The organism is Thauera sp. K11 (assembly GCF_002354895.1).
Classification (GTDB): Bacteria; Pseudomonadota; Gammaproteobacteria; order Burkholderiales; family Rhodocyclaceae; genus Thauera; species Thauera sinica.
In genome coordinates this window covers 71815-84902 of sequence record NZ_CP023440.1, presented here as the reverse complement: position 1 = coordinate 84902, position 13088 = coordinate 71815, and the positions used below count along the sequence as shown (strand labels likewise).

Here is a 13088-nt window from a genome sequence, read left to right as displayed (position 1 = left end):
GGAGCCCCCGACATGAAACAGATCACTGCCATGATTCGCCCCCACCGCCTCGACGCCGTCGAGACGGCGCTCGAAACGCTCCCGCATTGCCCCGGCTTCACCGTATTCGGCGCGAAAGGCCATCCCCGCGGGCATGGGCCGGACCACCGGTTCGTCGCCGATGAATGGAATCCCCACGCCCACGATGTGCTCGTGCTGCTGATCCTGTGCCAGGACGATGACGCGTCCGCCATCGTCGACGCGGTCGCGGCGGCGGCACGCACGGGGCAACCGGGCGACGGGATGGTCGGTGTCGTCGAACTCGTCACCGCGGTCCGTATTCGCACCGGCGAACGCGACGCCGCGGCGCTTTGAGGAGAGGCTCGTGTTCGAACGCATCATCCGCTTCGCCATCGATCAACGATGGCTCGTGCTGCTCGCCGTGCTCGGCATGGTCGGCGTCGGAATCTACAACTATCAGCGTCTGCCCATCGACGCGGTGCCCGACATCACCAATGTCCAGGTCCAGATCAACACCGAAGCACCCGGCTACTCCCCGCTGGAGTCCGAACAGCGCGTGACCTTCCCGATCGAAACCACGATGGCCGGTTTGCCCAATCTCGAGCAGACCCGTTCCCTGTCGCGCTATGGCCTGTCCCAGGTCACCGTCGTGTTCAAGGACGGCACGGACATCTACTTTGCCCGGCAACTGGTGAACGAGCGCATCCAGGAGGCCCGCAGCAAACTGCCGGCCGGCCTCGCCCCGGCGCTCGGCCCCATCGCCACCGGGCTGGGCGAAATCTACATGTGGACGGTCGAGGCGACCGAGGGCGCGAAAAAACCCAACGGAAGCGCGTACACACCGATGGATCTGCGCGAGATTCAAGACTGGATCATCAAGCCGCAATTGCGCACCGTCCCAGGGGTCACCGAGATCAACACGATCGGCGGCTATGCAAAGGAGTTTCAGGTGGCACCCCTGCCCGAGCGCATGGTGTCCTACGGGCTGGCCATCAGCGATCTGGTCACGGCGCTCGAGCGCAACAACGCCAACGTGGGGGCAGGTTATATCGAGCGTCGGGGCGAGCAGTATCTGATCCGCGCACCGGGACAGGTCGCCGGCATCGACGATATCGCCAATATCGTCGTCGGCCACGCCCAAGGGGTCCCGATACGCATCCGCGATGTGGCTGAAGTGGGCCTGGGCAAGGAGCTGCGCACCGGTGCCGCGACCGAGAATGGCCGCGAAGTGGTGCTGGGCACGGTGTTCATGCTCATCGGTGAGAACAGCCGCGACGTGTCGAAGGCGGTCGACGCACGCCTGCAGGCAATCAACAAGACCTTGCCCGAGGGCATCGTCGCCAAGACGGTCTATGACCGCACCATCCTGGTCGAAAAGGCCATCGACACGGTCAAGAAGAACCTGACCGAGGGCGCTCTGCTGGTCATTGCCATCCTGTTCCTGTTTCTCGGCAACATCCGTGCGGCGCTCATCACCGCGATGGTGATCCCGCTGGCGATGCTATTCACCTTCACCGGCATGGTGACGAACCGGGTCAGCGCCAACCTGATGAGCCTGGGCGCCCTGGACTTCGGCATCATCATCGATGGGGCCGTGGTGATCGTCGAGAACTGTGTGCGCCGCCTCGCCCACGCGCAGGCTGCGCTCGACCGGCCGATGACGCGCAACGAGCGGTTTCACGAAGTCTTCGTGGCGTCGAAGGAATCGCGGCGGGCGCTGCTCTTCGGCCAGCTCATCATCATGGTGGTGTACCTGCCGATCTTTGCCCTGACCGGGGTCGAAGGCAAGATGTTCCACCCGATGGCCTTTACCGTCGTGACCGCATTGCTGGGCGCGATGATTCTGTCGGTCACCTTCGTACCCGCAGCGGTTGCGCTCTTTCTGTCCGGCAAGGTCAGCGAGACCGAAAATCGGCTGATGACGATCGCCAAGCGCGGCTACGCCCCGGCGTTCGACTGGGTCATGGCGCGCAAGCCGTTGGTTCTGACGATCGCCTGCGTCAGCATCGTGCTGTCAGGGCTACTGGCGACCCGCATGGGCAGCGAATTCATCCCGAGCCTCGATGAGGGCGACGTCGCACTTCATGCGTTGCGCATTCCAGGCACGAGCCTGAGCCAATCGATCGACATGCAGGTGCAACTGGAGCGCACGGTCAAGACCTTCCCCGAAGTCGACAACGTGTTCGCCAAGATCGGTACGGCCGAGATCGCCACCGACCCGATGCCACCCAATGTCGCCGACAACTTCGTGATGCTCAAGCCGCGGGACCAGTGGCCGGACCCGCAGAAGTCCAAGAGTGAGCTGGTCGCGGCGATGCAGCGTGCGGTCGGTCAGATACCGGGCAACAACTACGAGTTTACGCAACCGATTCAGATGCGATTCAACGAGTTGATCTCGGGCGTTCGCAGCGACGTGGCGGTGAAGGTCTTCGGTGACGACATGGACACCATGAACGAGACGGCAGAACGCATTGCCGCCGTGCTCGAGGGGGTTCCGGGTGCTGCCGACGTGAAGGTGGAGCAGACCACTGGCCTGCCCATGCTGACGGTCCGGATCGAGCGGAATCAGATTGCCCGGCTCGGCCTGAACGTCGCCGACGTCCAGGACAGCGTCTCGGCTGCGCTCGGCGGGCAGGAGGCCGGGGCGGTGTTCGAGGGCGACCGGCGCTTCGACATCCTGGTCCGGTTGCCCGATGCGATTCGCGGTGACCTCGAGGCGATCCGCCGTCTGCCAATCCGCGTGCCCGCCGGCGAGAACGGCGCGCGTGGCTTCGTCCGGCTGGGCGATGTCGCACGCATCGAGTCTGCGCCCGGCCCCAACCAGATCAGCCGCGAAAACGGCAAACGTCGGGTTGTGGTGACCGCCAACGTGCGCGGGCGCGACATTGGTTCCTTCGTCGCCGAGGCGGAAACGAAGATCGCCACGGCGGTGCAGGTGCCCACAGGGTACTGGACGACCTGGGGCGGCACCTTCGAGCAGTTGCAGTCGGCCGCCAAACGGCTTCAGATCGTCGTGCCGGTCGCGTTGCTGCTTGTCCTAACGTTGCTCTTCATGATGTTTGGCAATGTCAAGGACGGGCTGCTGGTCTTCACCGGCGTCCCCTTCGCGCTGACCGGCGGCATCCTGGCGCTGTGGTTGCGCGATATCCCGCTGTCGATCTCCGCCGGTGTCGGCTTCATCGCGCTGTCGGGCGTGGCCGTGCTGAACGGCCTGGTGATGATCTCGTACATCCGGAGTCTGCGCGATGACGGCTTCGATCTCGATGACGCGATCCGGGAGGGCGCGCTGACGCGATTGCGTCCCGTGCTGATGACGGCGCTGGTCGCATCGCTCGGGTTCGTTCCCATGGCGATCGCGGTCGGTACCGGTGCCGAAGTGCAGCGGCCACTGGCCACTGTGGTCATCGGCGGCATCCTGTCGTCTACCGCACTGACGCTGCTCGTGCTGCCGGCGCTGTATCGCATCGCCCATGGACGCGAGAGGCGAATGGCGTCACCCGCGGAGACATTGGCTCCCGCCCATTGATCCTGTGTGGGGCGGAAGGGTACGGACCGCTGCGCTTTCGCCCGATAGACCCGATCCACCCGCGGTTCTCTCCTTCGTCATGGAGGTCGCATGAAACACGCTTCTGTCATTGCAACGGTGATCGTCCTGGTGTCCTTCAGCGTCTTCGCCGCAGGCGGGCATGACCATGACAAGGACCATGTGCCCCGACATGGCGGCATGGTGGCCGAAGTCAATGAAGTGGACTATGAACTCGTGGCTACGCGAACCCTGCTGCAACTCTACCTTCGCGATCATGGGAAGAGCGTTGCCGTCACCGGAGGCGCCGCAAGAGTCACTTTGCTGTCGGGTAAGGAAAGGATCGAAACCGCGCTCTTGCCCGCCGGGGAGAAATTCGAGGTGCAAGGCCACTTCAAGATCATCCCCGGCATGAAGTTTGTGGCCGTGGTTGCCCTCCCCGGGCGGGGTGAGGCAACCGTATGGTTCCGATTGCGATGACTTGACGCACCCATTGCGCTCTACGTGCTGAGCACGTTTCGAGCAGCCGCCTGATCCGCATTCATTGTTGCGCTCCCTGGTGTCGCTTCCGGCACCGGGCGGCCGGTCACGCCTTATGCACACCGTTCAGTGCCGCGTACTGCCTCGTCCCCTTGGCGTCGTGGGCGATTGAGGCTGCGACTGTGCGCCTGTACGGCAGCAGCCTCGACAGCGAAGCCCCATCGCGCGCGTTGCCCAAATCAATTGTTCCAAAGATAACTTCACAGGCGTCAAATCATGCGTTCATTGCATATCATCGGCAGTCGGGAACTGGGCGGCGCAGAAAGCTTTTACTCCCGATTTGTCCCTGCGTTGTCAAATTTCGAAGGGCAGGAGGTCGTTGCCGTAACGCGCCCCGGTGCAATGGTGGCGCAGACCTTGCCGTCCGATTTGACATGTCAGGGCGTACCCATGCGAAGTGGATGGGACCTTGCATCCGTCGTCTCGATTCGGCGGCTGATTCATCGTCTTCGGCCGGATATCGTCCAAACCTACATGGGGCGGGCGACGCGGCTGACACGCATTCCACGCAGTGCGTCGGCTGTTCACGTCGCTCGGCTGGGCGGCTTCTACAAGATCGATGGCTATTATCGGCATGCCGATGCCTGGGTCGGAAACAGCAAGGCCCTGTGCGACTATCTGATCAGAGAAGGGCTGCCTGCTCAGCGCGTCTATCGTATTGGAAACTTCGTCGAGCCACCTGCGCCCACGCCGGCCAGCCTCATCGGCGCATTGCGCAAACAGTATGAAATTCCTGCCGATGCCATCGTGCTCTTCTCGCTCGGACGCCTGATTCCCAAGAAGGGCTTCTCGGACCTCCTTGAGGCGTTTGCAGCGTTGCCGACTCATATCGGCGGACGTCCCCTTTTTCTCGTGATTGCCGGGGATGGACCCCTATGCACGAAGCTGGCAAGCCAAACGGCGGCGCTAAGTATCGAGCACAGAACACGATGGCTCGGCTGGCAGATGCAGACGACGCCGATTTTTCATCTGGCCGATATCTTCATCTGCCCGTCACGCGATGAGCCGCTGGGCAATGTCATTCTCGAGGCCTGGGCACATCGACTGCCGGTTGTGTCCACCGACACGGTAGGCGCTCGCGAGTTGATTCAGGCGGAAGACAATGGGCTCGTTGTTGCAACGGGTCGGCCCGACGAACTTGCAGGATGTCTGCGGTCATTGCTCACGGCGGGGCCGACTGCCTGGCATCGGCTTGCCGAGCGGGGCGCCCATACCGTGCGAGCCCATCATTCCAGGGCTGCCGTCGTTGGTTGCTATGTGGCGATGTATGAGGGGTTGGTGCGTCGATAGCGAATCGGGTGCAGTAGTCGGGGTCGGCTCACGAAAGGGAAAAATCGTACGCTAAGCCGGTCGTAGCGGCCCTAAATTTGCCACGCTCGACTACGAGGAGGTTTGCGAAGCAACAGGATCAATATCGCCGAGTCGCGCGATGAAGCGGACATAGGCTAACTCGCTGAGCAGCTCGATAAGAGTTTGCGTAACGACGATGGCAGGCAATACGGGTATGGCCCCAGGCACAGCGAGAGCAAGCGGCAACACGACAAGGGAATTTCGAGTGCCTGCGCTGAAAGCGATGGCTCGGCCGGCGGGGGCATCAAGGCGGAACAGCCGGCTGATGCTCCATCCGATCAGGGGGGCGATCACAGCAAAGGCGATATAGAAGGGAATCACACCCAAGGCCGCATCGGTCGCGGAGCCGAGGCGCGGCACCACGGCCGCGACGACGACGAATAGGACAAGGGCGGTCGCTGGTACCGGCAATAGACCAAGTGCCGCTGAGGTCTTTTCACCGGCCAGGCTTCGAGCCGCCCATAGTTGCACAAGCCCAGCAAGAGCGAGTGGAACCGCGATCAACCAGACGAAGGCATGAACGAACGGGCCGGGCTGCACGAGGGTTGCGGCATCGTTCCCGAGAAGCAGGCCGAGATAGACCGGCAGCAGCAGCATTTGCACAACCAGGAGCGCAGGGGTTGCCGCCAGTAGCAGCCGCGCATCGGCACGACCGAGGTGCGAGAACGTAACCACGTAGTCAATGCAAGGCGTCAGCAACACCAGCAGCACGCCAAGCCTCACCATAGGGTCCGATGGCAGGAATTGCACCAATACGGCCACCACGAGCGGCGTTACGATGAAATTGGTAATGAGCAGTGCGGCAAGGAACCGGCCGCGACTGAAGGCCCGGCCAAGGTCGGCCAGGGGCACTTGCAGGAATGTCACGAACAGCATGAGTGCAAGCGCCGGGTTGACGCCACCCTCAAGCGCTGCCGTGCCGGGTACGAGCAAAGCGACAAGCGCAGCCAACACAACGGCCGCGAAGTAAATGCCGACTTGGTGCCTCTCGAATATTTCCCGGATGTCTTGCATGTCTGTATTTCGCTCCTTTGTGTCAATTTGAAGCATACCCTAACCTGGCGTCAGACCAGCCGACGCGAAAGCGTCAGGATAGACTTGCTTTCCGAATTGATTGACACACGCCACCAAGGGTCATAAATTTCTTCCTGACACATTGTCCTCAGGAGTACACCTTGAACGGTCAGCGCATCGGCTACGTCCGCGTCAGCAGCTTCGACCAGAACCCGGAACGCCAGCTCGAGCAGGTTTCGGTGGACCGGCTGTTCACTGATAAGGCGTCGGGCAAGGACACCCAGCGTCCTGAGCTGGAACGGCTGCTCGCCTTCGTGCGCGAGGGCGACACCGTGGTGGTGCACAGCATGGACCGCCTGGCGCGCAACCTCGATGATCTGCGCCGCCTGGTGCAAAAGCTCACCCAGCGCGGCGTGCGCATCGAATTCGTCAAGGAGAGTCTGACCTTCACCGGTGAGGACTCGCCGATGGCGAACCTCATGCTGTCGGTGATGGGCGCGTTCGCCGAGTTCGAGCGGGCGCTCATCCGCGAGCGGCAGCGCGAAGGGATCGCGCTCGCCAAGCAGCGCGGAGCCTATCGGGGGCGCAAGAAGTCTCTGAACAGCGAAAAGATCGAGGAACTGAAACGGCGCATCGCGGCGGGCGAGCAGAAAGCCAAGCTCGCCCGCGAGTTCGGCATCAGCCGCGAAACGCTTTACCAGTACATGCGAGAAACCTGACCATGCCTCGCCGTTCGATCCTGTCCGCTGCCGAGCGCGAAAGCTTGCTGGCGTTGCCCGATACACAAGACGAACTCATCCGACACTACACCTTCAGCGAATCCGACCTGTCACTGATCCGCCAGCGGCGCGGTGAGGCCAACCGCCTGGGTGTCGCGGTGCAGTTGTGTTTGCTGCGCTTCCCCGGTCAGGGCCTGTTACCGGACGCTGAGGTGCCGAGGCCCCTGCTGCAATGGATCGAACGGCACCTGCGACTCGATCCGGCATGTTGGCCGCAATATTCCGAACGGGAGGAGACCCGGCGCGAACACCTGCTCGAACTGCGGGCGTACCTGGACATGGAGCCGTTCGGCTTGGGGCACTATCGCCAGGCTGTTCATGCCACGACCGCACTGGCCTTGCAGACCGACAAGGGCATCGTGCTGGCCGGCAGTGTCCTCGACTCCCTGCGGCACCAACACATCATCTTGCCGACACTCGATGTGATCGAGCGCGTCTGCGCCGAGGCGATCACCCGCGCCAACCGGCGCATCTACGACGCCTTGGCCGAACCGCTGTCGGACGCGCATCGCCGCCGCCTCGACGATCTGCTCAAGCGCCGCGAGAACGGCAAGGCGACCTGGCTGGCCTGGCTGCGCCAGTCACCGGCCAAGCCGAACTCGCGGCACATGCTTGAACACATCGGACGCCTCAAGGCATGGCAGGCGCTCGATCTGCCTTCCGGTATTGAGCGCCTGGTACACCAGAACCGCTTGCTGAAGATCGCTCGCGAGGGCGCCCAGATGACGCCCGCCGACCTCGCCAAGTTCGAGCCGCAGCGCCGCTACGCCACCTTGGTAGCGCTCGCCATCGAGGGCATGGCCACCGTCACCGACGAAATCATCGACCTGCACGATCGCATCCTGGGCAAGCTTTTCAACGCCGCCAAGAACAAGCATCAACAGCAGTTTCAGGCATCCGGCAAGGCGATCAACGCCAAGGTGCGCCTGTTCGGCCGCATCGGCCGGGCGCTGATCGAGGCCAAACAGGCGGGCAGCGATCCGTTCGCCGCCATCGAGGCGGTCATGTCGTGGGACGCCTTCACGGAGAGCGTCACCGAGGCGCAGCGGCTCGCGCAGCCCGAGGACTTCGATTTCCTGCACCGCATCGGCGAGCACCACGCCACGCTGCGCCGCTACGCGCCGGAATTCCTCGACGTGCTCAAGCTGCGAGCCGCGCCTGCCGCCAAGGATATGCTCGACGCCATCGAGGTGCTGCGCGGCATGAACCGCGACAACGCCCGCAAGGTGCCCGCCGATGCGCCGACCGACTTCATCAAGCCGCGCTGGCAGAAGCTGGTGATGACCGACACCGGCATCGACCGGCGCTACTACGAGTTGTGCGCGCTGTCGGAGCTGAAGAACGCGCTGCGCTCCGGCGACATCTGGGTACAAGGCTCGCGCCAGTTCAAGGACTTCGAGGACTACCTGGTGCCGCCCGCGAAATTCGTCAGCCTCAAGCAGGCCAGCGAATTGCCGCTGGCCGTGGCCACCGACTGCGATCAGTACCTGCGTGACAGGCTGACACTGTTGGAAACGCAGCTCGCCACGGTCAACCGCATCGCGCTGGCCAACGAACTGCCGGACGCCATCATCACGGAGTCGGGTCTAAAGATCACGCCGCTCGATGCGGCCGTGCCCGACACCGCGCAGGCGCTGATCGACCAGACGGCGATGATCCTGCCGCACGTCAAGATCACCGAACTGCTCTTGGAGGTGGACCAATGGACGGGCTTTACCCGTCACTTCACCCACCTCAAGTCGGGCGATCTGGCCAAGGACAAGAACCTGCTGCTGAGCACGATCCTGGCCGACGCAATCAACCTCGGCCTGACCAAGATGGCGGAATCCTGCCCCGGAACGACCTACGCCAAGCTGGCCTGGTTGCAAGCCTGGCACATCCGCGACGAAACCTACGGGGCGGCGCTGGCCGAGCTGGTCAACGCGCAGTTCCGTCACCCCTTCGCCGAGCATTGGGGCGACGGCACCACCTCGTCGTCAGACGGCCAGAACTTCCGCACCGGCAGCAAGGCCGAGAGTACCGGCCACATCAACCCGAAATACGGCAGCAGTCCAGGGCGGACGTTCTACACCCACATCTCCGACCAGTACGCACCGTTCCACACCAAGGTCGTCAACGTCGGTGTGCGCGACTCGACCTACGTGCTCGACGGCCTGCTGTACCACGAATCCGACCTGCGCATCGAGGAGCACTACACTGATACGGCGGGCTTCACCGATCACGTCTTCGCGCTGATGCACCTGCTGGGCTTTCGCTTCGCGCCACGCATCCGCGACCTGGGCGACACCAAGCTCTACATCCCGAAGGGCGATGCTGCCTTTGAGGCACTGAAGCCCATGATCGGCGGCACGCTCAACATCAAGAACGTCCGTGCCCATTGGGACGAAATCCTGCGGCTGGCCACTTCGATAAAGCAGGGTACTGTGACGGCTTCGCTGATGCTCAGGAAGCTCGGCAGCTACCCGCGCCAGAACGGCCTGGCCGTGGCCCTGCGCGAGCTGGGGCGCATCGAGCGCACGCTGTTCATTCTGGACTGGCTGCAAAGCGTCGAGCTGCGCCGCCGCGTGCATGCCGGGCTGAACAAGGGCGAAGCCCGCAACGCGCTGGCCCGCGCCGTGTTCTTCAACCGGCTGGGCGAAATCCGCGATCGCAGTTTCGAGCAGCAACGCTACCGGGCCAGCGGCCTCAACCTGGTGACGGCGGCCATCGTGTTGTGGAACACGGTCTATCTGGAGCGGGCGGCGAACGCCCTGCGTAGCCACGGCCAAGTCATCGATGACAGCCTGTTGCAGTGCCTGTCGCCGCTGGGCTGGGAGCACATCAACCTGACCGGCGATTACCTCTGGCGCAGCAGCGCCAAGATCGGCGCGGGCAAGTTCAGGCCGCTACGACCGCTGCAACCGGCTTAGCGTACGATTTTTTCCGTTTTCTGAGGCGACCCCTCTAAGGCAGGGGTCGTCTCAGAAAACGGAAAATAAATCACGTCCGGTTTGACCGTCTAATGATCGTTTGGCGAAAACTTCAAGTAAGGCTTTTTTGCATTACACTGCAAAGCATCAACCTTGAATTGTGAGGGCGCACCACTATGACCACATTGACCGTTACCGCACGGGGACAAGTGACGTTCCGGAAGGAGGTACTGCAACACCTCGGCATCAAGCCAGGCGACAAGATCGAGCTGGACTTGCTGCCAGACGGTCGGGGCATGCTCAAGGCGGCACGGCCCGCAGGGACGATAGCCGGCTTTGTCGGCCTGCTCGCGGGCAGGACACAGAAAGTTGCCACCATCGAAGAAATCAACGAGGCGGCGGCGCAAGGCTGGGCAGGTAAGCAATGAAGGTCGCAGTCGATACCAACGTCCTTGTACGTGCGGTTGTGCGTGACGATCCCGTACAAGCGGACGTTGCCGCCGCAGTCTTGACCGACGCCGAATTGATCGCGGTCGCGTTGCCGTGCCTATGCGAATTTGTTTGGGTGCTGCTGCGTGTCTACGGCTTCCAGCAATCCGACGCGGCCAGCGCGATCCGGGCACTACTGGCCGCCGCGAATGTGGAAGTGAACCGGCCTGCTGTCGAGGCCGGCTTGCTGATGCTTGACGCGGGCGGCGACTTTGCCGATGGCGTCATTGCCTACGAAGGCAACTGGCTTGGCGGGGACACCTTCGTCTCCTTCGATAAGAAGGCGGTGGCACTTCTCACGGCGCAAGGGCAATCAACGCGCCTTTTGTGACGGACCGGCTTTGTCGCGCCGTGCACAGGAGTTCCGAGCAATTTCGATCTTTCGCGGCGGTGCGTGCAGTGGACGCCTGACCGTTTTCTGTCAGAAGCCCGCTGCACGCGAGGCGGCCAGCCCAGTGAACTGGTGCAGCCGCATTCTCCTCCCTCTGACCGGGGCGCTCCACGAGAGAAAAAGTTGGGACGTCCCAACTTTTTCGGGTTGAAGGAAGAGACCTCCCCCCGTTACTCCTTCTTGGTTACAGCGTCGTTCGCGCGCATCGCCGTATCCGCCAGCGCTTTCACCAGATCGGTGTTCTGCGTATTCACTCGCGCGAGCTCGGTATTGAGGTCATCCGCACGCTTCTCGATCTCCGTGATCCGGGCTTCGGCGGTCGTAGCTCGCTCTTCAGCCTTGGATACCTGGCGCAGCGCCTTCTCGTGCTCGCTCTCGAGCTTTGTGTTTGCCTCTTCGAGCTCGGCAACCTTTTGCTGCAGAGCCTCAAGCTCGGCCGATACCTGGTCGGCGAGCTCCGCCGCCTCCTGCCGCTCTGCCTCAAGCTGGACACGGGCCGCATCGAGCGCCTCACGCTCGGACGCCAAACGGCCGTTCGCGAGTTCGAGCGCAAGCGCCCAGACCTCAGCACCGAACTCGGCGAGTCGTTCGGCAACGGCCTCCGGGGCCGGCTGACGGAGCGGGGTTTCCTTCTCGGCCTTCCGCGCCTTCCACTCGTTCATCGCCTCGGAGATCGTGGTGAAGCTCCCGCCTCCCAACACCTTGCGCACGGCGGCAAGGGTCGGATTCTGGCCGGCGGCGTCGAGCTCGTCGGCAATAGTGAAGATCTGCTCCTTGCTGATTGCCATAATGGTGCTCCTTTTTGGTTATGTTGTAGGTTGCTACAACATACAACAATAGCAAGCGCCCTCTTGACGCGTTCTCGTGGGGTTGTAGGGTGAAGGATGGGAAAGACACCGCCGGGCATCGCCGCAGCACCGCTGCCGCAGCGGTACCCGGAACTGTCTCCGGGCTTCGCAAGGAGCTTGCGATGCTCTTTTCCTTCTATGAGGAGCTTCGGGCGCTCACCGACGTCGAGCTCCTGGAGCATTTCTTCGGCCCCGAGGCCTTCGCCCTCCTCAATCGGCACGGAAGCCGGAGCGGACGGCCGAGTCCAAGGAGCAGGCCGTCAAGCGAGCCGACGAGGTCGGCAGCATCGGCCGTGTGGCCGAGGCCTACGGGATGGCGTCTATGGGCTCAACCTGACGCGCCAACCCTTGGCGTGCGTTGTTGTCCGAGTTCTGAGACGGCCCAAAACACACGAATGCCGAAAACCGTGGTCGTCCGCGGTTCAGTGACCATCCTTTTCGGGCTCCAGCCAGTTCTCAACCGCTACGCCGGGATACCTGACAAAGTCCTTGGTGTTGTTGGTCACGACCGTCACGCCGATGGAGACCGCGTGAGCGGCGATCAGCTTGTCGAGCGCATCCTTCTTGTTCTCGCGGGTTGCAAGCCGGATCGGTCCGTACGCTACTCCCGCCGCTGCATCGAACGCAACGACGGGAATATCCTCAATAAGCGCTGCCAGATTGGCCTTTTCCCGCTCTGGATCCGCACACACAGCTACGCCGTACTCCAGTTCGGCGTAGGTGATCGCTGACATGACCACGTCACCGACGTAGCACTGTGCGAAGCGCCGGGCGACCGCCTCGGGCTGGTTTTTCATCAGGTAGATGCACATGTTCGTGTCGAGCATGTAGCGCGCCATCACAGTGCGTCCCTTTCATTTTGCTCCTGGTCGCCACGACCTTGTTCCATGAACTCCGGGGCGAATTTGGCGAATTTCGAGAGCACCCCCGAAAGCGATCGACGCGCCGGACGGATGCGGATCTCGTCACCTTCCCGTTCGATCTCAAGCTCGATGTCCGTTCTGTCGTAAGCCAGGTCGGCGGGGATGCGGACGGCTTGTGAGTTGCCGTTCTTGAACGCGCGTGTCGTGTGCATCTCTAACTCCGAAATGAATGTACCGTGGATGTACATTAGATCAGCGCTGGGATAATGTACATACGCGGATTTACACTATTGAGTGTTCTCGACGACGCCTTTCTCCCTGCCACGGGCGACGTGGCAGAAATCCGGGTCGAATAGATGGTGCGAGGTCATCGCCGCAAAGC

The 13088-nt window shown here is 62.6% G+C and carries 12 protein-coding genes; 8 read left to right on the top strand and 4 right to left on the bottom strand.

Annotation, left to right across the window (positions count from 1 at the left end):
* Window positions 1–12 precede the first annotated feature (12 nt).
* From CCZ27_RS22885 to CCZ27_RS22870, 4 genes are all read left to right on the top strand, one after another.
* Window positions 13–354 (top strand): P-II family nitrogen regulator, encoded by a 342-nt coding sequence (locus CCZ27_RS22885; RefSeq protein ID WP_034928697.1) that lies wholly within the window; start codon window positions 13–15, stop codon window positions 352–354.
* Window positions 355–364: 10 nt separating this feature from the next.
* Window positions 365–3526 (top strand): CusA/CzcA family heavy metal efflux RND transporter, encoded by a 3162-nt coding sequence (locus tag CCZ27_RS22880; protein WP_096453055.1) that lies wholly within the window; start codon window positions 365–367, stop codon window positions 3524–3526.
* Window positions 3527–3616: 90 nt separating this feature from the next.
* A complete protein-coding gene (locus CCZ27_RS22875) occupies window positions 3617–4003 on the top strand; it encodes a hypothetical protein (RefSeq protein ID WP_034928700.1) in 387 nt (128 codons plus the stop codon).
* A gap of 276 nt (window positions 4004–4279) precedes the next feature.
* Window positions 4280–5353, top strand: a complete 1074-nt coding sequence (locus CCZ27_RS22870; RefSeq protein ID WP_096453053.1) for a glycosyltransferase — start codon at window positions 4280–4282, stop codon at window positions 5351–5353.
* A gap of 90 nt (window positions 5354–5443) precedes the next feature.
* On the opposite strand, the gene CCZ27_RS22865 is transcribed toward CCZ27_RS22870, so the two are convergent.
* Complete coding sequence (locus tag CCZ27_RS22865; RefSeq protein WP_034928702.1) at window positions 5444–6427, bottom strand: arsenic resistance protein; 984 nt, start codon at window positions 6425–6427, stop codon at window positions 5444–5446.
* A 161-nt stretch (window positions 6428–6588) separates the two neighbouring features.
* Between CCZ27_RS22865 and CCZ27_RS22860 the strand changes: the two genes are divergently transcribed.
* The 4 genes from CCZ27_RS22860 to CCZ27_RS22845 all read left to right on the top strand — a co-directional run bounded on the left by CCZ27_RS22860 (window position 6589) and on the right by CCZ27_RS22845 (window position 10935).
* Window positions 6589–7146 carry a recombinase family protein gene (locus CCZ27_RS22860; protein ID WP_034928705.1) on the top strand — a complete coding sequence of 186 codons (558 nt, stop codon included), beginning with the start codon at window positions 6589–6591 and terminating at the stop codon, window positions 7144–7146.
* A gap of 2 nt (window positions 7147–7148) precedes the next feature.
* Window positions 7149–10115 (top strand): Tn3 family transposase, encoded by a 2967-nt coding sequence (locus CCZ27_RS22855; protein WP_096453049.1) that lies wholly within the window; start codon window positions 7149–7151, stop codon window positions 10113–10115.
* A 176-nt stretch (window positions 10116–10291) separates the two neighbouring features.
* Window positions 10292–10543, top strand: coding sequence for an AbrB/MazE/SpoVT family DNA-binding domain-containing protein (locus tag CCZ27_RS22850; RefSeq protein WP_096453046.1), 252 nt, complete (start codon window positions 10292–10294; stop codon window positions 10541–10543).
* Window positions 10540–10935, top strand: coding sequence for a type II toxin-antitoxin system VapC family toxin (locus CCZ27_RS22845; protein WP_096453044.1), 396 nt, complete (start codon window positions 10540–10542; stop codon window positions 10933–10935). Before CCZ27_RS22850 ends, CCZ27_RS22845 begins: the two co-directional genes overlap by 4 nt.
* 230 nt (window positions 10936–11165) lie before the next feature.
* On the opposite strand, the gene CCZ27_RS22840 is transcribed toward CCZ27_RS22845, so the two are convergent.
* The 3 genes from CCZ27_RS22840 to vapB form a co-directional block, all read right to left on the bottom strand.
* Window positions 11166–11783, bottom strand: coding sequence for a DNA-binding protein (locus CCZ27_RS22840; RefSeq protein ID WP_096453042.1), 618 nt, complete (start codon window positions 11781–11783; stop codon window positions 11166–11168).
* A gap of 482 nt (window positions 11784–12265) precedes the next feature.
* Window positions 12266–12682: a type II toxin-antitoxin system VapC family toxin gene (locus CCZ27_RS22835; RefSeq protein WP_096453040.1), complete on the bottom strand. Its 417-nt coding sequence runs from the start codon at window positions 12680–12682 to the stop codon at window positions 12266–12268.
* Window positions 12682–12918, bottom strand: a complete 237-nt coding sequence (gene vapB, locus CCZ27_RS22830) for a type II toxin-antitoxin system VapB family antitoxin (RefSeq protein ID WP_096453148.1) — start codon at window positions 12916–12918, stop codon at window positions 12682–12684. The genes CCZ27_RS22835 and vapB overlap by 1 nt, the downstream gene beginning before the upstream one ends.
* Window positions 12919–13088: the final 170 nt, after the last annotated feature.

Coding starts and splice junctions, on each gene's coding strand:
- CCZ27_RS22840 (WP_096453042.1), bottom strand. CDS start 11,783: ATGGCAATCAGCAAGGAGCAGATCTTCACTATTGCCGACGAGCTCGAC.
- CCZ27_RS22850 (WP_096453046.1), top strand. CDS start 10,292: ATGACCACATTGACCGTTACCGCACGGGGACAAGTGACGTTCCGGAAG.
- CCZ27_RS22870 (WP_096453053.1), top strand. CDS start 4,280: ATGCGTTCATTGCATATCATCGGCAGTCGGGAACTGGGCGGCGCAGAA.
- CCZ27_RS22835 (WP_096453040.1), bottom strand. CDS start 12,682: ATGGCGCGCTACATGCTCGACACGAACATGTGCATCTACCTGATGAAA.
- CCZ27_RS22865 (WP_034928702.1), bottom strand. CDS start 6,427: ATGCAAGACATCCGGGAAATATTCGAGAGGCACCAAGTCGGCATTTAC.
- CCZ27_RS22875 (WP_034928700.1), top strand. CDS start 3,617: ATGAAACACGCTTCTGTCATTGCAACGGTGATCGTCCTGGTGTCCTTC.
- CCZ27_RS22885 (WP_034928697.1), top strand. CDS start 13: ATGAAACAGATCACTGCCATGATTCGCCCCCACCGCCTCGACGCCGTC.
- vapB (WP_096453148.1), bottom strand. CDS start 12,918: ATGCACACGACACGCGCGTTCAAGAACGGCAACTCACAAGCCGTCCGC.
- CCZ27_RS22855 (WP_096453049.1), top strand. CDS start 7,149: ATGCCTCGCCGTTCGATCCTGTCCGCTGCCGAGCGCGAAAGCTTGCTG.
- CCZ27_RS22845 (WP_096453044.1), top strand. CDS start 10,540: ATGAAGGTCGCAGTCGATACCAACGTCCTTGTACGTGCGGTTGTGCGT.